Consider the following 19,454-nt stretch of genomic DNA (forward strand, 5'->3'; position numbering starts at 1 on the left):
GCCAGTAGCGTCGACGACATGGTGACCACCGGCTTCCGCCTCCCCGTCGAGCAGCGCCGCGCCTCCTCGGCGCTGCGTCTCGACGAGTCCCAGGCCCGCGTGGTCGGGCTGCCCGACGGCGTGTCCGCCGCGGTCATCGGCGCCCCCGGCACCGGCAAGACCACCACGCTGATCGAGACGCTCGTCGATCGGGTCGAGGGCCGTGGGCACGGTCCCCGGTCGGTGCTGGTGCTGACACCGGCGCGATCGACGGCCACGCGCCTCCGCGACGTCATCGCCGCTCGACTCGGCGTCCCGACACCGGGGCCGATGGCACGGACGATCTCGTCGCTCGCATTCGACGTGGTCGGCCACTCGGCGCTCCTCGCCGGCGCCGAGCCGCCCACGCTGCTCACCGGCGGCGATCAGGACTCCATCGTCCGCGAGCTGCTCGAAGGGCACGAGGCCGACGGCACCGGCCCGCGGTGGCCCGAGCACCTCGGCCCGCAGGTCCGTCGGCTGCGCGGCTTCCGAACCGAGCTCCGCGAGATGTTCATGCGCGCCACCGAGCAGGGCCTGTCACCCGACGACCTCCGTACCCTGGCCTCCCGCCGCCCTCGGCCCGAGTGGGCGTCGGTGGCGGACCTGCTCGACGAATACCACCGGGTGGTCGACGGTCTCTCCGGTCGGCATCTCGACTCCGCCGAGCTCGTCGCCTACGCGGTGGCCGCCCTCGACCGCGGCGAGACCGCGCCCGTGGTCGAGGGGCTCGAGCTGGTGCTCGTCGAAGACGCCCACGAGGCGACCGAGTCGACCGTCTCGCTCCTCCGGGCACTCGTCCGACGGGGCGTCGCCGTCATCGCGTTCGGCGACCCCGACCTGTCGACGAACGCCTTCCGTGGCGGCAGCCCCGACATCCTGGGTCGACTCGGCCCGCGGCTCGGCGTCGAGGTCGTCGAGACGATCTTCCTGTCGACGGCCCACCGGCACGACCCCGTGCTCCGCGACCTCGTGTCCCGGGTGACCGGGCGCATCGGCACAGCGGGTGCGGGGCGCCAGCACGCCGCAGTGGCGGGTTCCGAGAGAGCCGCCGGCGCCGGCGACCCCGCCGGCGACGTCCCGCCGATCGTGACCGTGCGGGCCGACAGCCCGGCCCACGAGATCTCGTCGGTCGCGCGTCTGCTGCGCGAGCACCACCTGGTCAGGGGCGTGCCCTGGTCGCGGATGATGGTCATCGTGCGGAGCGGTGGCCAGGTCGCCTCCCTCGCCCGGGGCCTGCAGGCAGCCGAGGTGCCGACCCGCACCTCCGTCGCCGGTCGCGCCGTCCGCGACGAGCACGCCGCCCGCCACCTCATCGCGGCCGCGTCCGTCGCCGTCGGTCGAGACCGGCTCACCCCGGAGATCGCCACCGACCTCCTGACCGGTCCGTTGGCCGGTCTCGACGCGCTCGCGGTGCGCCGTCTCCGATTGGCGCTCCGAGCCGAGGAGCTGTCCGCCGGCGGCACGCGCTCCGCCGATGCCCTGCTCGTCGAGGCTCTCGACGGGCCGGGGCGCTTCGTGACGATCGACTCTCGTTTCGCCGCGCGCGCCGGTCGCTTCGCCGCCAGCCTCGACGCGGCGCGGCGGGCCGCGGCAGGCGGCGCCAGCATCGAAGAGGTGTTCTGGGGTCTATGGGAGCGCAGCGGCCTCGCGGCGCAGTGGTCGGCGCAGTCCGCGGGTCGCGGCATCGTGTCGGCCGAGGCCGACCGCCATCTCGATGGCGTCGTGGCGCTCTTCACGGCGGCCAAGCGGTTCGTCGAGCGGACCCCGGAGGCCGATGCGATCGGGTTCCTCGACTCGCTGCTCGACGCGGAGGTCCCCGACGACACCCTGTCGCCCCAGACCTCCGTCGAGTCCGTGCTGGTCTGCTCTCCGTCGGGCGCCGTCGGTCTCGAGGTCGACGTCGTCGTGGCCGCCCGCCTGCAAGACGGGGTGTGGCCGAACCTCCGACTCCGCGGGGCACTGCTCGGGCCCGACGATCTCGTCGACGCGTCGCGCGGCGAGTCGGCGCCGACCTCGGCCGTCGACGATCGGGCGGCGGTCCTCTCCGACGAACTCCGCATGTTCGCGCTCACCGTGTCCCGGGCGACCCGTCAGGTCGTGCTCTCGAGCACGGAGAACGACGACGAGGGGCCCTCGGTCTTCCACCGGCTGCTGCCCGACGGCACCCCCACGGCACCCGCCGGGCATCCGCTGTCGCTCCGGGGGCTCGTCGGGCATCTGCGGCACGCCCTCGTCGACTCGCCCAGGGGCGCCCGGGCCGAGGCCGCCGCCGTCGGTCTCGCCCGACTGGCCGAGGCGGAGGTGGCCGGTGCCGACCCGGCGCAGTGGTACGGCCTGGCGGCAGCGACCACCACGGCCCCGCTCGCCGATCTCGACGACCCCGAGGTACGCGTCCCCGTGTCGCCGTCGCAGCTCGGCGCCTTCGAGGAGTGCCCTCTGCATTGGTTCGTCGACCGCTTCGGAGGGTCGGCACCGAACTCCGCCATGGGTCTCGGCACGGTGCTGCACGACGTCATGGAGCACGCCGTCGACAGCGACGTCGAGTCGCTCTGGGCGGCGGTCGAGACCCGCTGGAGCGAGCTGCAGTTCGAGGCGCCATGGATCGACGAGGCCGAGAAGAGACGTGCTCGCACGATGACCGAGAGTCTCGCGTCGTACCTCCGCGACTTCGAGGCGAGCGGCGCCGAGCTGATCGGCGCCGAGTCGACCTTCGAGCTCGACATCGGGGCGGCGAGACTCCGGGGTGCGATCGACCGCGTCGAGCGGACACGTGACGGCGCCGCGGTCATCGTCGACCTTAAGACCGGTCGATCTGCCCCCACCTCGGCGGCCGCGGTGGCCGAGCACCCGCAGCTGGGCAGTTACCAGGTGGCACTCGCCGACGGGGCGATCGAGGCGGTCCCCGACGGCACACCGCCCGGCGGGGCGAAGCTCGTCATCGTGTCGTCCGGCGTCCGCGGCAAGCTCTACCGCGAGCCCTCCCAGGCCCCCTTCGACGACGACACCCTCCAGCTGTTCCGCGATCGGGTGCGTACAGCCGCAGAGCAGATGGTGGGGCCGGTGTTCGTGGCGCGACTCGACGACCACTGCACCGGGCGGCACGGCGGCTCGTGCACCATCCACATCGTCGGAGAGGTCAGCGGATGAGCCCGCCGACCAGCGCCTCCTCGGCTGCGGCGCCGATGTCCGCCCTCGAACTGGCGCACGTGCTCGAACTGCCGCCGCCCACGCCCGAGCAGCAGGCCGTCATCGAGGCGCCGCTGACGCCCGCGCTGGTCGTCGCGGGAGCCGGCAGCGGCAAGACCGAGACCATGGCCAACCGCGTCGTCTGGCTGCTGGCGAACGGGCACGTCCGCGTGTCCGAGGTGCTCGGGCTCACCTTCACCCGGAAGGCCGCCGGCGAGCTGGGCGAGCGGATCGAGCGGCGGATCTCTCAGCTCGACGCGGCCGGGCTCCTCGGCGATGCTCTCGATCCGTTCGACCTGCCCACGGTCTCGACCTACAACGCCTTCGCGAACGGCATCTTCCGCGACAACGCCCTCCGCGTCGGCCGGGAGAGCGAGTCGCAGGTGCTCGGCGACGCCTCGGCCTGGCAGCTCGCCAGATCACTCGTCGTCGCGAGCAGAGACGACCGCCTGGCCGGGCTCGGTCGCAGCGTCGACTCCCTCACGGAGGCCGTCCTTCGACTCAGTCACGCGCTCAGCGAGAACGTCACGTCGGCGGAGCCGGTCGCCGCCCTCGCCGAGCGGTTCCTCGACCTCTCCGGTCTGCCTTCGACGAAGGGCAGCGCCTACAAGTCCGTCACCGACGCCGTCGGGGCCGTGTCGGCGCTCCCGCCCCTGCTCGAGCTCGCCGAGGCCTTCGCCGACGAGAAGGCCCGACGGGGATTCGTCGAGTACTCCGACCAGGTCGCCCTCGCTCTCGAGGTCTGCGAGACGGCGCCCGATGTCGTCTCGGAGCTCCGCGACCGGTTCCGGGTCGTGCTGCTCGACGAGTATCAGGACACCAGCGTCGTGCAGACGCGCCTGCTCTCGAGGCTCTTCCGGGGCACGGGGGTGATGGCGGTCGGCGACCCGCATCAGTCGATCTACGGGTTCCGGGGGGCGAGCGCCGCGAACCTCGGGCGGTTCCCCGTCGACTTCGATGCGGCTGAGGGCACCCGTTACAGCCTGTCGACGAGCTGGCGGAACGCCTCGACCGTCCTCGACGCGGCCAACCGGGTGGTGGCCGACCTGGCGACCTCCGGCGACGACCTCGTGGGGATGCTGCGGCCCCGCCCGTCGGCCCCGCGTGGCGCGGTCGAGGTCGCCTACGAGCAGACCCTGCCCGAGGAGGCCGCCCGGGTCGCCGAGTGGTTCGCCGGGCGGCTCGCGATCCCGACCGTGGTCGACGGACGGCCGGCACGACGCACCGCCGCGCTGCTGTTCCGGTCGAAGAAGACGATGCCGGTCTTCGTCGAGGCGCTGGCAGCCCGGGGTGTGCCGTACCACGTGCTGGGAGTCGGCGGTCTGCTGCAGCGGCCCGAGGTCGTCGACCTCGTGGCGTGCCTGCGGGTTCTGCACGACCCCGCGGCGGGGTCCGAGCTCATCCGCCTGATGGCGGGTGCCCGATGGCGGGTGGGCGTCCACGACATCGCCGCGCTCCGGGGGGTGTCGTCGTGGCTCTTCTCGCACGACCACGCCCAGCAGGCGCTCTCCGACGAGGTCACCGCCGGGTTCCGTGCGTCGGTGGCGGTCGGCGAGCACGGCTCCATCGTCGACGCCCTCGACTTCGTCGCGACCGCGCCCCTCGCGCACCGGCAGCTCGAGGCGTTCAGCCCCGCGGGTCTCGACAGGCTCCGCCGTCTCGGCGCCCAGCTGGCGTTCCTCCGCGGTCGGACGGGTCTCGATCTCGTCGACCTCGTCACGGTCGTGCAGCAGGAGATGCTCCTCGACGTCGAGGTGGCCGCGGCCACCGGTGCGGGGTCGGGCGGTGCCTGGCTGCAGGCGTTCGACGACGAGCTCTCGGGCTACGTCGCCACCGACGACGGCGCCTCGCTCGGTGGCTTCCTCGCCTGGCTGACGGCCGCCGAGCGTCGCGACGACATGGGCCCGCGGACGGAGGCCGGCGAACGCGGCACCGTGCAGCTGCTGACCGTGCACGGTTCCAAGGGCCTCGAATGGGACGTCGTGGGAGTGCCGCGCCTCGTCGAGGGCGAGTTCCCCGGCACGTCGCGTGCGGGCGTGGGCTGGCTCGGCTTCGGAGAGCTGCCGTACGAGTTCCGCGGCGACGCGGCCGAACTCCCCGAGCTCGGGTGGCGCGGGGTCGACGACCAGAAGGACTTCGACCGCCGGCTGAGCGAGTTCAAGACCGAACTCGTCGCGCGTCACGAGGGCGAAGAGCGCCGACTGGCCTACGTCGCGTTCACCCGGGCCAAAGACGAACTCCTCCTGACCGGCTCGTTCTGGTCGTCGACCGTCAAGCCCCGGAAGCCGAGTCGGTACCTGACCGACCTCGCGACCGCAGGTCTGGTCGAGTCCGAGAGCGTTCCCGAGGCGCCGGAGGACGACGAGAACCCGTTGGCCGAGGCCACCCGCGAGCTGCCCTGGCCGGGGGACCCCCTGGGGGCGCGCCGCGCAGCGGTCGAAGAGGCCGCCGGTCGGGTCGGTCGGCTCATCGCGGCGCGACGGGCCCATGCTGAGGCGGTCGAGACGGTCGAGACGGTCGAACCGACAGATCGGCGGGCGGGCGAGCAGCAGACCGATGCGGACCGCGCGCCCCTCCTCTGGGCCGCCGACATCGACCTCCTCCTGCTCGAGCGCGACGCCGCACGAGCGGGGGCGGGTCTGCTCGATCTGCCGCAGCGGATCCCGGCGTCCCGCTTCAAGGACTACGTCGACGACCCGGCCTCGGTGGCAGCAGCGCTGCGGCGGCCCCTGCCCGAGCGCCCCTACCGGGCCACGCGTCTCGGCACCCTGTTCCACGAGTGGGTCGAGTCCCGGTACCGGCCCACGGGGCGGGTCGAGGTGCTCGACGCATTCGCCGTCGAGACCGACCTGGACGACGAGCAGGTCGGCGGGACGCGGGGTTTGGTCGACCCGGACGACGCGCGCCGACTGGCCGAACTGCAGGCGACCTTCGAGCACTCCGACTGGGCGGCCCTCGAGCCCGTCGACGTCGAGCTCGAGGTGCACCTGCCGCTCGCCGGCCGGACGGTCATCTGCAAGATCGACGCCGTCTTCGCCCGCGGCGACCGCTTCGAGGTCGTCGACTGGAAGACCGGGCGCTCACCGGTCGACGCGGACGACCTCGAGCTCAAGCAGCTGCAGCTGGCCCTGTACCGCGAGGCCTACGCCGCATACCGGGGCATCCCCGCCGAGCAGATCGACGCGGCGTTCTACTTCGTGGCCGACGACCGAGTACTCCGGCCGGAGCACATCGCCGACCGGGCCGAGCTGCTCGACCTCTGGGGTCGCGTCGAGAGAGGGGTCAGCCCTCAGCCGTGACGCCGTTCCGTGTTCGAGAGCAGCTTCTCGACGCCGTCGATGTCGAGGGCGGCCGTCTGACCGGCGCCGATCGCGCCGCTCCGGTCGAGTTGCAGCGAGTCGACCAGGCCGCCCATCAGCTCGACGGCGTCGTCGACCACCTCGGTGCTCTTCGTGCTCGTGCCGTGCAGCAGCCACTTCGCGAGTTCGAGCTCGTTGTAGAGGGTCGCCCGGTGGCGCAGCTGGTGGTCGCTCGAGCCGCGCTCGGCGTTGTAGGCGTCGAACGCCTCGTCGACCGACGACGGCGTGCCGAGCAGCCAGGCGAGATCGCGTGCGGGGTCGCCGACGTGCAGCTCGTGCCAGCCGAGGACGCCGGTGACGTCGCCGCCCGACACCAGGATCGACCCGGCGTCGAGTGAGCCGTTGACGACCGTGGGCTGGAACTGCCAGAGCAGGTGATCCTGGATCGCCGCCTCCCACCGTTCGAGCAGGGCGGCCGGCAGGAGGCGCGTCGAGGCTGCCCGGTCGACCAGCGACGCCGTCGACCGCATCGCCTCGAACGGCGTGTGGCTGGTCAGACCCGCGTCCGTGACGAAGCTGGTCGGCAGGGAGTGGATGGCCGCGATTCCCCTGCCGACGACCGCATGCAGACCGGAATCGGGGGTCACCCGGGAGGCGGGGACGTGCTCGCCCGGGATGAAGTCGTAGACGATGCCCCGGGTGCGACCGAGGGGCGCCTGGCCGCGGTACTGGGGGACGGCGAAGGGCAGGCGACCGCGGACGCCGGCGCTCAGGGCGCGCAGGGCGACGAGGTCGGCCGACTGGCGGGCCTCGGCCCGCTGCGAGCGGGGCACGCGGATGATCCAGTGCTCGCCCAGGCGCCCGTTCAGCAGCGCCGAGTCGTAGTCGCCGCCGGTCGGGGAGCCGTGCGGGGCGGCCGCGGAGACGTCCAGGTCGGCGACTGCCGCCGTGGCCAACGCGGCTAGAGTGAGATGAGATCTGGCCATGCCCTCAGGGTAGGCCGCCCGGTGTGGTGCACCGTCGTTCGCCACGCTGTCAAACCGTGATGATTGGTCGTTCGATGTCCTCGCCTCTGACGGACCGCCTCCCGCTCGCCCGGCACCAGGTCGATCGCGACTACCTGACGCGTGATCGCGCCGACGCCGTGTCCGATCTCCTGGCCTCGGAAGACACCCGGGTCCTGCCCCTCTGCCGCGGGCGCACGCTCATGGCCTCCGAAGACCGCCTCGCTCTGCTCCCGGCCGGTGACGTCCCCACGGCCGACGACTACGTCTACCTCGGACTGTCGCAGGCGGCCGACGCGGCCGAACCCGTCGGCACCCCGCTCGTGGCGGCGCTGCTCAGCGACGACCAGGCGCGTGAGCTGGAGCCCGACGAGGCGTCCTGGGGCAGTCTCCGGGCCTTCGGCAGCGCGCTGAGCGCCCGCGACGCGGGTCTGGCGGTCGAGGCGGTCGCCGTGGCCAACTGGCACGACTCGCACCGCTTCTCGCCGCGCAGCGGTCGCGAGCTCGTCAGCGACAAGGCCGGGTGGGTCCGTCGCGACCCCGAGAACGGCCACGAGGTCTTCCCCCGGACGGACCCCGCGATCATCGTGGCCGTCACGGACGCCGACGACCGCCTCCTGCTCGGTTCGAACGCCCTCTGGGAGAACAACCGCTACTCGCTGCTCGCGGGCTTCGTCGAGCCCGGCGAGTCGCTCGAGCAAGCCGTGCAGCGCGAGATCTTCGAGGAGTCCGGCGTGAAGGTCGTCGACCCCGTGTACCTCGGATCGCAGCCCTGGCCGTTCCCGGCCAGTCTGATGCTGGGGTTCCGTGCCCGGGTCGACGTCGACGACCCCGGCGTCCTCGAACCCGACGGGGCGGAGATCCTGGAGCTGCGCTGGTTCAGTCGCGCCGAGCTCGCCGCGAGTCTCGACGAGGTCATCCTGCCCGGCCGCACGTCGATCGCCCGCGCCATCATCGAGGACTGGTTCGGCGGCGAGATCGACCAGTGACCGAGGCCGCCGAACTCATCGCCGGGCTCGACGAGCAGCAGCGGGAGGCGGCCCGTCGGCTGCTCGGCCCGGTCTGCCTGCTCGCGGGCGCCGGAACGGGCAAGACCCGTGCGATCACGCATCGGATCGCCTACGGCGTCGCGACCGGGGTCTACGCGCCGAACCGGGTCATGGCGCTGACCTTCACCTCGCGGGCCGCCGCCGAGCTCCGCGGTCGGCTCCGGGCGCTGGGCGCCGGGGGAGTCTCGGCGCGCACCTTCCACGCGTCGGCGCTGTCGCAGCTGTCGTACTTCTGGCCTCAGACGATGGGCGGTCAGATGCCGCGCCTGATCGACGGCAAGGGCAAGCTCATCGCGCACGCGGCGGAGCGGCTGGGGCTGAAGCTCGACACGGCGTCGCTCCGCGACATGGCGGGAGAGATCGAGTGGCGCAAGGTCTCCCGTCTCACGCTCGAGTCGTACGCGCAGGCGCTGCCGCAGCGGTCGCTGCCGCAGAACGTGAGCCCCGAACGCGCCCTCGACCTGCACGCTGCCTACGAGGACATCAAAGACGAACGCCGGCAGCTCGACTTCGAGGACGTCCTGCTCGCCACGGTCGGCATGCTCCAGCTCGAGGCACGCGTCGCGCAGCAGGTCCGAGAGCAGTACCGGTTCTTCGTGGTCGACGAGTACCAGGACGTCTCGCCACTGCAGCAGGAACTCCTCGAGCTTCTGGCTCGGCGACCGCAACGACCTGTGCGTGGTGGGCGACGCCAGCCAGACCATCTACTCGTTCGCGGGCGCGTCGGCCGACTACCTGCTCGGCTTCGGCTCGCGCTACGACGACGCCACCGTGGTCCGTCTCGAGCAGAACTACCGTTCGTCGCGTCAGATCGTCGACACGGCGAACCAGCTGATGCGAGGGCGGCCCGGCGCGCTGCACCTGCATCCCGCCGTCGAGACCACCGGGCCCGTCCCGCCGGTCGTCGAGTACCCGAGCGACTCCGCCGAGGCCCGCGGCGTCGCGCAGACGATAGCCGACGAGATCCGATCGGGTGTCGCTCCGGAGGAGATCGCGGTGCTGTACCGGGTCAACGTCCAGGCGGCGTCGATCGAGCGGGCTCTCGCCGACGTCGGCGTCTCGACCCGGATCCACGGCGCGACGAGGTTCTTCGAGCTCCGCGAGGTCAAGGAGGCGCTGATGATGCTGAAGGGCGCCGCCGTCAGCATCGTGGGCGAGCCGCTCTTCAAGACCGTCAGCGACGTCCTCCGGTCGCTCGGATGGACTCAGGAGGCCCCCGAGCAGCGCGGCGCCATCCGCGATCGGTGGGAGTCCTTGAACGCCCTGATGGGCCTGGCCGAGGCCTCGCCCGCCGACACGACCCTCCGCGAGTTCGTCGACGAGCTCCTGGCGCGGCAGGCGGGCCAGCACGAGCCGACCATGCCCTCGGTCACCCTCGCGACCCTCCACTCCGCGAAGGGCCTCGAGTGGCGGAGCGTCTACCTCGTCGGTCTCAGCGAGGGGCTCGTGCCGATCAGCTACGCCCAGAACCCCGAGGCCGTCGACGAGGAGCGCCGCCTGCTCTACGTCGGGGTCACCCGCGCCCGCGAACGCCTCCGTCTGTCGTGGAGTCAGACCGGGCAGGGCCGAGGAGGCGCGCGTCAGCCGAGCAGGTTCCTGGAAGAACTGCGCATCCGCAGTCGGAATGCGGCCGAGTCGACATCGTCGTGATCCGACCCGTCTCGAGGTCGATGCGCACGACGACGCCGGCGGAGCCGGCATCGGCTCGGCGGCTGCCCGCCACGAGCGGCTCCGAGTCGAGGAGTCGTCGCGCGGCCGCGGCCGCCGCCTCCCGGAGGACGAGTGGCCGGGGTCGAGCCGCGGGTCGTGTGCTGAGCTGACCCGCTATCGCCGGCCAGGCGGAATCGGCGTCGCCGGCCGTGAGGTGGAGGCATCGAGCGCAGGCGGTCAGTCCCGGCACGACGAGAGGGCCGATGCGCACGGAGCGGTCGCCCGTCCGGACGAGGAGATGGGGGAGATCGCCCCGCATCCAGTCCGACGCCGTCACGGGGTCGGGGGCCGGGCCGCCCACCAGGACACCGACGGCGGGTGGGCTCCGCGGGTCGAGTCGCACCGCGCCGACGGTGTCGACGGCGGTGTGCACCGGCAGGCCCTCCGACTGCAGCAGCCTCCCGATGTCGTCGGCCAGGGGGCCGCTGCCGGCCAGGAGCACGGCGAAGGCGGGGGGAGCCTGCGTCGGTCGCCGGTCGAGGGCGGGCTCGAGCCGTGCCACGAGGCGTGCGGCGTCGAATCGGTCGCCGCCGGTCTGAGCCAGGATCGCGTCGACGCCGCCGTCACCCAGTCCGTGCGCCACAGCCCAGACGAAGGTCTCGTCGAACGCCGTCACGTCGTGGAGGACGACGTACGCGCGTTCGACGCCGATCTGGAGAGTCGAGGGGTCCCGCCAGACGACGGCGGTGTGCGGGGGGAAGCGGAGAGGGCGGGACATCCGACGATCATGGTCGCCGAGACGGTGGTCGTCGCGGTTCTCCACAGGCGCCCCGGCCCCTCGTCCGATTCAGCGCTCGGGGGAGGACCCGGGTTCTCCGGCGGCGCCGTCGCCCCCCTCGTGCGGCCGGTCGCCGGACGTGTCGTCGAGGAGCTCCGCGATCGCGCGGTCGACGTCGTCGAGGGCGGGCTCGGCGTCGGTCAGTCGAGCGATCAGACCCTGGGGGTCGTCGATGTCCTCGCTGGAGGGCACGATGTCGGGGTGCGACCACAGCGAGTCGCGGCGTTCGGCACCCACGGCCTCGGTGATCGCCGACCACATGGCCGCGGCCTCGCGCAGTCGCCTCGGGCGCAGCTCGAGACCCACGAGGGTCGAGAACGCGGACTCGGCGGGGCCACCGGCCGCGCGACGACGACGGACCGTCTCGGCGATGGCGCCCGATCTCGGCAGTCGTGCCGTGGCCTCGGCCGTGACGACGTCGACCCAGCCCTCGATCAAGGCGAGCATCGTCTCGAGGCGGGCGAGCGCGGCGAGCTGCTCGTCTGACTTCGGCGGGATCAGAGCGCCGCTGGCCATCGCGTCCCGGAGCTCGTCGGGGCTGGACGGGTCGAAGTCGACGGCCAGCGCCTCGAGGCGCTCGGTGTCGATGCTGATGCCCTGGGCGAATTCGCGGATCGACGAGATGAGGTGGAGGCGCAGCCAGCGGGCGTGGCGGAACAGGCGGGCGTGCGCCAGCTCGCGGACGGCGAGGTAGATCTGGATCTGATCGGTCTCGATGTCGAGGCCCTCGCCGAACGCGGCGACGTTCTGCGGCAGGATCGCGGCCTGCTGGTCGTCCAGCAGCGGGATGCCGACGTCGCCGCCGGAGACGACCTCGAGCGAGAGCTGACCCACCACCTGACCGAGCTGCATGGCGAAGAGCGTGCCGCCGACGCTGCGCATCACCTGGCTGGCACCGGCCAGGAGTGACTGCATCTCCTCCGGGGCCTGATCTCTCAGCACGCCCGTCAGCGAGTCGGCGATGGACGATGCGACCGGCTCGGCGAGCTGACTCCACACCGGCATGGTGAGACGCGACCACTCGGCCCGGGTCACCAGTCGCGGTGCCACCGTCAGCTCGGAGACGAACGTGACGTCGTCGAGCCACAGGGCGGCGACGTGGAACGCCTGCTCGAGAGCGGCCCGGTCGGCGGCGGGCGTCTCGACGGCCGATCGACTGCCGGCGGCGACGGCCTGCTCGGTGGCGACCTTCCAGTCGATCCCGTCACCGCTGCTGTCCACGGCGTTCTGCAGCTGGCTCATCAGCCGGGCCATGAACGCCGGGTCGTCGGGCAGGCCCGCCACACCGGCGAGCTGGGCCGGGTCGAACTCGGAATCACCGGACAGGAACTGGCGCAGCATCTCGCGGAACTCGTCCTCCGGCCCGCGCTGCGAATCATCGGTCATACGAACTACGCTAACTGCTGGCCATCGGAACAACCTCGAATTCGGCGCCCGCCCCGGGCTCCCCGCTCCGCCCGTGGCGAACATCGAAAGGACCGTCGTGGCCTTCTTCTCACCCCCGACCCGCGCTTCCCTGTCCCGGCGCCGTCCCGGCCGGGTCGGCTGGTCGCTGCTGGGGGTGGCTCTCGTCTCCGGTCTGGTGCTCACGTTCCTGCCGTCGCCCTATCTCATCGAGCAGCCGGGCCCGGTGTTCGACACCCTCGGCAGCGCCGAGTACGAAGGCGCCGACCAGCCGCTGATCACCGTGACGGGTGCCGAGACCTACCCCACCGCCGGCACGCTCGACCTCCTCACCGTGAGCGTCCAGGGCAACGAGTCGGTCCGGCCCAGCTGGGTCGAGGTCGTGTCCGCCTGGTTCGATCCGAGCCGGGCCGTCGTCCCGGTCGAGACGATCTACCCCTCGGGGGTGACGAACGAGCAGGTCGACGAGCAGAACACGGTCGACATGCAGAACTCGCAGAAGTCCGCCATCGCGGCGGCCATGATCCACGACGGCTACACGGTGCCCAGCAGGGTCACGATCAGCCAGGTCTCCGCCGGCGGCCCGGCCGAGGGCGTGCTGGAAGAGGGCGACGTCGTCATCAGCGTCAACGGCACCAGCCTCGAGGTGGACGGCGACGTCGACACGCTCCGGCGGCTCGTGGCCGAGAACGGCGTGGACGAGGCCGCCACGGTCGTCGTCGAGAGAGCCGGCACGTCGATCACGACGGAGGTGACCCCTCAGGAGGTGCAGCGCACGGCCCTGCTCGGAGTCGGCGTCAGCGTCGACTACGACTTCCCCTTCGACGTGTCGCTGAAGCTCGACCAGGTGGGCGGTCCGAGCGCCGGCATGATGTTCGCGCTCGGCATCATCGACAAGACGACCCCCGGCGAGCTGAACGGCGGCGAGCAGGTCGCGGGGACGGGCACGATCACCGCCTCGGGCCAGGTGGGCCCGATCGGCGGGATCCGTCAGAAGCTCTACGGCGCCCGGGACGCCGGGGCGAGCGTGTTCCTCGCACCGGCCGACAACTGCGACGAGGTCGTGGGCAACGTGCCCGACGGGCTCGACGTGTACTCGGTGACGACGCTCGACGACGCCGTGACGGTGCTCGAGACCGTGGCGGACGACGGCGACACGGCGTCGCTGCCGACCTGCACGGCCGACTGAGGGCGGCCACCCAGCCGGGTCATAGGTCGGCGGTCGAGGGTTGAACGGTCAGGTGCGGCCCGTAGGATGGCCCCTCCACGTACCCCTGAGCCAGGAGCACACACTTGACGTCACCAGCATCGTCGCGATCCGCACGCCGTTCGCCCCGATTGCCCGTCCTGGTCACGGTGGCGATCCTCGCCGCTCTGGTCATCGCGTTCTTCATCTTCTCGTCCCTGCTGACCGACTACATGTGGTTCGACCAGCTCGGGTTCGCGAACGTGCTGACCACCCAGTGGATCGCCTCGGCGGTGATGTTCTTCATCGGGTTCCTGGCCATGGCCATCCCGGTCTACGTCAGCATCGAGATCGCGTTCCGCTTCCGGCCGGTGTACGCCAAGCTCAACTCCCAGCTCGACCGTTACCAGCAGGTCATCGAGCCGCTGCGTCGAGTCGTCGTGATCGGCGTGCCGATCGTCCTCGGGCTGTTCGCCGGCATCGCGTCGTCGACCAGCTGGCAGGTCGCACTCCAGTGGCTCAACCGCACGCCCTTCGGCACGACGGACCCGAAGTTCGGCCTCGACGTCGGCTTCTACGTGTTCTCCCTGCCCTTCTACCAGGGCGCGGCCGGGTTCGCGTCGGCGGTCGTCCTGATCTCCGGTCTCGCCGCCGTCGCGACGAGCTACCTCTACGGGGCGCTGCGCTTCACGGGGCGCGAGGTGCGCATCTCGAAGGTCGCGCGCATCCAGCTCGCCATCACCGCAGCCGTCTACCTGCTCCTCCAGGGCGTGAGCCTCTGGCTCGACCAGTACGCGACCCTCACGGACGGCGCCAACAAGCTCCTCACCGGTGTCACCTACGCTGACGACGCCGCCGGCATCCCCGGCAAGCAGATCCTCGCGCTCGCCGCGGCGATCGTGGCCGTGCTCTTCATCGTGACGGCCATCATCGGCCGCTGGCGTCTGCCGGTCATCGGCACGGCGGCCCTGATCATCGCGAGCATCATCGTGGGCGGCATCTACCCGTGGATCGTCCAGCGCTTCCAGGTCGAGCCGAGCGAGCGCACGGTCGAGGCGCCGTTCATCGAGAACAACATCGACGCGACCCGCGAGGCCTACGGGGTGGCCGACGTCGAAGAAGAGACCTACGACGCCCAGTCCGACGCCGAGGCCGGCGCGCTCGCCGGCGACGCCGTGACGACCGCCAACATCCGCATCATCGACCCCGCGCTCGTCACCGACGCATTCGCGCAGCTCCAGCAGTACCGCCAGTACTACAGCTTCCCCGAGCAGCTGTCGGTCGACCGGTACACGATCGACGGCAACACCCAGGACACCGTCATCGCGGTCCGCGAGCTGAACACCGATCAGCTCGGCGCATCGGCGACGCCCTACAACACGACCTTCGTCTACACGCACGGCTACGGCGTCGTCGCCGCCTACGGCAACCAGCGCTCCGCCGACGGTCAGCCCGTGTTCCTCGAGTCGGGCATCCCCGTGACCGGTGCGCTCGGCGACGCCGACGAGTACGAGCCGCGGATCTACTTCGGTCAGCAGTCGCCGGCGTACTCCATCGTCGGCGGCAACGGAGACAACGACATCGAGCTCGACTACCCGTCGGGCAGCAACGACAACGGGACGAACCAGACGACCACCTTCGACGGGGACGGCGGGCCGAAGCTCGACAACCCCTTCAAGAAGCTGATCTACGCGATCAAGTTCCAGTCCGAGCAGATCTTCCTGTCGGACGCCGTGAACGACGAGTCGCAGATCCTCTACGACCGCGACCCGTCCGAACGCGTGCAGAAGGTCGCGCCGTACCTGACCATCGACAGCGCGCCCTACCCGGCCGTGGTCGACGGCAAGGTCGTGTGGATCGTCGACGGCTACACGACGACGCGCAACTACCCGTACTCGAAGCCTCAGGCACTCAGCGACGCGATCGCCGACACCTACACCGAGCGCCCGACCTACGCCTCGAACGAGATCAACTACATCCGCAACTCGGTGAAGGCCACGGTCGACGCCTACGACGGATCGGTGAACCTCTACGCCTGGGACACCGAAGATCCGATGCTCAAGACCTGGCAGAAGATCTTCCCCTCGACGCTGACGCCGCTGGCCGACATGTCCGTCGACCTCATGCAGCACGTCCGCTACCCGCAGGACATGTTCAAGGTGCAGCGCGCCATCCTCGGCACATATCACGTCACCGACTCCGACTCGTTCTACTCGAGCGACGACGCGTGGGTCACGCCGAACGAACCGACCAGCACCGCGACGACGCCGCCCTTGCAGCCGCCGTACTACCTGACGCTGCAGCTGCCCGATCAAGATCCGGCCTTCTCGATCTACTCGACGTACATCCCCCAGCAGTCGGGTGAGAACGCCCGGAACGTCCTGACCGGGTATCTGGCGGCCAACGCCGACGCGGGCTCCACACCGGGGGAGGTCGCCGACAGCTACGGCGATCTGACCCTGCTGACCCTGCCGAGAACAGACACCCTCCCCGGCCCGGGGCAGGTCCAGAACAACTTCAACACGGACACCGCCGTGGCGAACCAGCTGGCTCTGCTCACCCGCGGTGACACGAGCGTCGTCCGAGGCAACCTGCTCACGCTCCCCGTGGGCGGCGGTCTCCTGTACGTCCAGCCGATCTACGTGAAGTCGACGTCGGAGACCTCATACCCCGTGCTGCAGCGGATCCTGGTCTCGTTCGGCGACCAGATCGCCTTCGAGGACACCCTCGACGGCGCCTTGGACGAGCTGTTCGGCGGGAACTCCGGTGCGACAGCCGGTGACAACGGCGTGCCGACGACCGACCCGGCGGCCGACGACGGCGCTACCGACGGTGCGACCGATGGTGGCGACACGGGCGGCGACACCGAGACCCCGGCCCCGACGACGTCTCCCGACGCCGGCTCGGGCACGGACAACCCGGCGCTCGACCAGGCTCTGGCCGACGCGCAGTCCGCCCTCGACGATCGGGCCGCGGCGTACGCAGACAACGACCTCGTCGCGGCGGCGGAGGCGGACGCCCGTCTGCAGACCGCCCTCGAGGACGCGGTCGCAGCGAGCGGCGAATAGCACTCGCACCATCGATCGACGAGACCCCCTCCGGCAGCGCCGGAGGGGGTCTCGTCGTCTCCCGGAGGCCGGGACGGGTCTCGATTGGACGGACCGCGAAACGCGTGCTAGTGTTTCTTCTTGTGCCGCGGGGTGGAGCAGTTCGGTAGCTCGCTGGGCTCATAACCCAGAGGTCGTAGGTTCAAATCCTGCCCCCGCAACAGAAGAAAGAAAAGCCCTGGTCATCGACCAGGGCTTTTCTCGTTTCTCGAGACACGTGTGCCTCGTGTCTCGAGGTTCCGCACTCGTCCCTGCGCATGCCAGTCTGACCTCATGCCGAACCTCCGAATCGTCGTCGCTCCCGATTCGTTCAAGGGGTCGGCCGGCGCAGCCGCCATCGCCTCAGCCGTGGCGCAGGGCTGGCTCCGGGTCCGCCCGGACGACGTGCTCATCGAGGCGCCTCTGGCCGATGGCGGAGAGGGGACGCTCGATGCCTTCGAGGCGGCCGTCCCCGGGGTCGTCCGCCGTGAGACCGACGTACCCGGCCCCGACGACCGGATCGTGCGGGCGCCCTGGCTCCTGCTGCCCGACGGCACGGCGGTCGTCGAGCTGGCGGCGGCCAGCGGGCTCGTCCTCCTGGAGGCGCCTCGTCCCTACGACGCGCATACGCGCGGGCTCGGGCGGGTCATCGTCGCGGCGCTGGACGCGGGGGCCACGAGAATCGTCGTCGGTCTCGGGGGCAGCGCTTCCACCGACGGCGGCGCGGGGCTGCTCGTCGAACTGGGGGCGCGCCTCCTCGACTCCGTCGGAGACGCCGTGCCCGACGGCGCCCATGGGCTCACGGCCGCGGCGCGCATCGATCTGAGCGGGATCCGAGCTCTGCCGCCCCGAGGGGTCACCGTGCTCGCGGACGTCCGCAACCCGCTCGTCGGGCCGCGGGGCGCCGCCGCCGTGTACGGGCCGCAGAAGGGCGCCACGGGCGACGACGTGCTCGCGCTCGACGAGGGGCTGCGTCGCTTCGCCCAGCTCGTCGATGTCGACCCCGAGACCCCGGGGGCCGGGGCGGCGGGCGGTATGGGCTTCGGTCTGCTCGTCTGGGGGGCCGCGCTCGTCCCGGGTGCCGAGGTCGTGGCCGATCTCGTGGATCTGCCGATGCTCATGACCGATGCCGACCTCGTCATCACGGGGGAGGGGCGCCTCGACGAGCAGACCGCGGAGGGCAAGGCGGTCTCGGTCGTCGCATCGATCGCGGGGCGGGCCGACGTCCCGGTGCTCATCGTGGCGGGCTCGATCGCCGACGGAGTCGCCGATCAGGCGGCCGCCATCGCCCTGTCCGAGCTCGCAGGAGGCGCGGAGGAGTCCATCGCCCATCCCGAGCTCTGGGCCGAGCGGGCCGGTGCCGCCCTGGCGGTGCACGAGATCACCCGCAGCATGCGGGGCGAGCTGCCGTCAGAGGCGGAGCGCGGCGAGGCGGCGGGTGGCCTCGTCGATGACCTCGACGCGCTTGCAGAACGCGAATCGGACGAGTGACGAGTAGTCGTCCGCCAGGGCCGGGTGGCAGAACGCGCTGACCGGCACGCCGACCACGCCCGCGATGCCGGGCAGCGCCCGGCAGAACGACGCCGCGTCGTCGAAGCCCAGCGGGGCGGCGTCGGCTACGACGAAGTACGAACCCTGCGAGGGGGAGACCCCGAAGCCCGCCGTCGAGAGTCCGCTGGCGAGGAGGTCGCGCTTGTGCTGCAGTTCGGCGGCCAGCCGGTCGAAGTGGTCGCGGGGGAGCCGCAGTCCGGCGGCGATCGCGGGCTGGAAGACGGAGCCGTTGACGAAGGTCAGGAACTGCTTGACGCTCATCACCTGGGAGACGAGCTCGGCGGGCCCGGACAGCCAGCCGATCTTCCATCCCGTCGCGTTGAAGGTCTTGCCGCCGCTCGAGATCGTGAGCGTGCGTTCGGCCGCACCGGGCAGGGTCGAGATGGGCACGTGCGGGACGCCGTCGAAGACGAGGTGCTCGTACACCTCGTCGGTCACGATGATGGCGTCGAACTCGTGGGCGAGGGCGACCACGGCCCGACGCGTCTCGTCGTCGAGCAGGGTGCCGGTGGGGTTGTGCGGGTCGTTGACGATTACGAGGCGGGTCCGCGGCGAGAACGCGGCCCGCAGTTCGAGGGGGTCGACCCGAAAGTCGGGGCCCCGCAGCGGGACTGTGCGGTGCCTGCCGCCGGCGAGTCCCACCACCGCGCCGTAGGCGTCGTAGAACGGCTCGAGGGTGACGACCTCGTCGCCCGCGTCGACGAGGGCGAGCACCGTCGCGGCCAGCGCCTCGGTCGCGCCGGCGGTCACGAGGACCTCACGCTCCGGGTCGAGGTCGATTCCGTAGAAGCGCGACTGGTGCTCGGCCACGGCCTCGAGCAGGGTCGGCATGCCGCGCCCCGGCGGGTACTGGTTGAGCCCGCTCGCCAGGGCTTCCTTCGCGGCGGTGAGCACCGCCTCCGGAGGGTCCTCGTCGGGGAAGCCCTGTCCGAGGTTGACGGCGCCGGTCGACGCGGCCAGTGCGGACATCTCGGCGAAGATCGTGGGCGACAGTCGACCCGCGTCGTCGAGGAGCATGGCGCCGCGGGCCGTCCGCTGCCACGGTGTCGGAGAGGTCATGGTCCCTCACCGTAGCCCTCGCCGTGGTGCATGACAGGGCGGCGACCGAGAGTCGGATCCAGGCGTCGCTTATCGGGCGTGCAGCCCGCGCACAGGTTCGCCGAATGCTCTGCACAGGTGG

General features: G+C 71.5%; 10 protein-coding genes, 1 tRNA gene and 1 pseudogene. 8 read left to right on the forward strand and 4 right to left on the reverse strand.

The features are described from left to right. The first annotated feature begins 18 nt into the window (after window positions 1–18). Window positions 19–3,168 (forward strand): ATP-dependent helicase, encoded by a 3,150-nt coding sequence (locus ACZZY9_RS13360; protein ID WP_463464441.1) that lies wholly within the window; start codon window positions 19–21, stop codon window positions 3,166–3,168. Continuing rightward, a complete protein-coding gene (locus tag ACZZY9_RS13365) occupies window positions 3,165–6,506 on the forward strand; it encodes a UvrD-helicase domain-containing protein (RefSeq protein ID WP_463464442.1) in 3,342 nt (1,113 codons plus the stop codon). The genes ACZZY9_RS13360 and ACZZY9_RS13365 overlap by 4 nt, the downstream gene beginning before the upstream one ends. Here ACZZY9_RS13365 and ACZZY9_RS13370 read toward each other — a convergent pair. Next, a complete protein-coding gene (locus ACZZY9_RS13370; protein WP_463464443.1) occupies window positions 6,497–7,492 on the reverse strand; it encodes a phosphotransferase in 996 nt (331 codons plus the stop codon). The genes ACZZY9_RS13365 and ACZZY9_RS13370 overlap by 10 nt on opposite strands. A 74-nt stretch (window positions 7,493–7,566) precedes the next feature. Between ACZZY9_RS13370 and nudC the strand changes: the two genes are divergently transcribed. Further along, complete coding sequence (nudC, locus tag ACZZY9_RS13375; protein WP_463464444.1) at window positions 7,567–8,499, forward strand: NAD(+) diphosphatase; 933 nt, start codon at window positions 7,567–7,569, stop codon at window positions 8,497–8,499. A 14-nt stretch (window positions 8,500–8,513) separates the two neighbouring features. Continuing rightward, window positions 8,514–10,176 (forward strand): annotated as a pseudogene (locus ACZZY9_RS13380) (ATP-dependent helicase); the annotation flags it as partial. Here ACZZY9_RS13380 and ACZZY9_RS13385 read toward each other — a convergent pair. Further along, on the reverse strand, window positions 10,073–10,987 hold the full coding sequence (locus ACZZY9_RS13385; protein WP_463464445.1) for a TOMM precursor leader peptide-binding protein: 915 nt from the start codon (window positions 10,985–10,987) through the stop codon (window positions 10,073–10,075). The pseudogene ACZZY9_RS13380 and the gene ACZZY9_RS13385 sit on opposite strands and share 104 nt — an antisense overlap. Before the next feature lie 69 nt (window positions 10,988–11,056). Then, entirely contained in the window at window positions 11,057–12,433 is a 1,377-nt protein-coding gene (locus ACZZY9_RS13390; RefSeq protein WP_463464446.1) for a zinc-dependent metalloprotease, read from the reverse strand. 97 nt (window positions 12,434–12,530) lie between these two features. Between ACZZY9_RS13390 and ACZZY9_RS13395 the strand changes: the two genes are divergently transcribed. The 4 genes from ACZZY9_RS13395 (at window position 12,531) to ACZZY9_RS13410 (ending at window position 18,214) form a co-directional block, all read left to right on the forward strand. Beyond that, the gene (locus ACZZY9_RS13395; RefSeq protein WP_463464447.1) at window positions 12,531–13,640 is read left to right on the forward strand and encodes a YlbL family protein; all 1,110 of its coding nucleotides are present in this window, start codon (window positions 12,531–12,533) and stop codon (window positions 13,638–13,640) included. A 104-nt stretch (window positions 13,641–13,744) separates the two neighbouring features. Further along, window positions 13,745–16,705: a UPF0182 family membrane protein gene (locus ACZZY9_RS13400; RefSeq protein WP_463464448.1), complete on the forward strand. Its 2,961-nt coding sequence runs from the start codon at window positions 13,745–13,747 to the stop codon at window positions 16,703–16,705. Between the two features lie 126 nt (window positions 16,706–16,831). Next, a tRNA-Met gene (locus ACZZY9_RS13405) sits at window positions 16,832–16,905 on the forward strand. A 112-nt stretch (window positions 16,906–17,017) separates the two neighbouring features. Then, window positions 17,018–18,214 (forward strand): glycerate kinase, encoded by a 1,197-nt coding sequence (locus ACZZY9_RS13410; protein WP_463464449.1) that lies wholly within the window; start codon window positions 17,018–17,020, stop codon window positions 18,212–18,214. On the opposite strand, the gene ACZZY9_RS13415 is transcribed toward ACZZY9_RS13410, so the two are convergent. Continuing rightward, window positions 18,134–19,333 (reverse strand): aminotransferase class I/II-fold pyridoxal phosphate-dependent enzyme, encoded by a 1,200-nt coding sequence (locus ACZZY9_RS13415; protein ID WP_463464450.1) that lies wholly within the window; start codon window positions 19,331–19,333, stop codon window positions 18,134–18,136. The genes ACZZY9_RS13410 and ACZZY9_RS13415 overlap by 81 nt on opposite strands. Window positions 19,334–19,454 lie beyond the last annotated feature (121 nt).

Source organism: Frigoribacterium sp. AC394, from assembly GCF_979258095.1.

What these genes read in the sequence shown, in the direction of transcription:
- ACZZY9_RS13360 (WP_463464441.1), top strand. Translation starts at nt 19, where the DNA reads ATGGTGACCACCGGCTTCCGCCTCCCCGTCGAGCAGCGCCGCGCCTCC.
- ACZZY9_RS13365 (WP_463464442.1), top strand. Translation starts at nt 3,165, where the DNA reads ATGAGCCCGCCGACCAGCGCCTCCTCGGCTGCGGCGCCGATGTCCGCC.
- ACZZY9_RS13370 (WP_463464443.1), bottom strand. Translation starts at nt 7,492, where the DNA reads ATGGCCAGATCTCATCTCACTCTAGCCGCGTTGGCCACGGCGGCAGTC.
- nudC (WP_463464444.1), top strand. Translation starts at nt 7,567, where the DNA reads ATGTCCTCGCCTCTGACGGACCGCCTCCCGCTCGCCCGGCACCAGGTC.
- ACZZY9_RS13385 (WP_463464445.1), bottom strand. Translation starts at nt 10,987, where the DNA reads ATGTCCCGCCCTCTCCGCTTCCCCCCGCACACCGCCGTCGTCTGGCGG.
- ACZZY9_RS13390 (WP_463464446.1), bottom strand. Translation starts at nt 12,433, where the DNA reads ATGACCGATGATTCGCAGCGCGGGCCGGAGGACGAGTTCCGCGAGATG.
- ACZZY9_RS13410 (WP_463464449.1), top strand. Translation starts at nt 17,018, where the DNA reads ATGCCGAACCTCCGAATCGTCGTCGCTCCCGATTCGTTCAAGGGGTCG.
- ACZZY9_RS13415 (WP_463464450.1), bottom strand. Translation starts at nt 19,333, where the DNA reads ATGACCTCTCCGACACCGTGGCAGCGGACGGCCCGCGGCGCCATGCTC.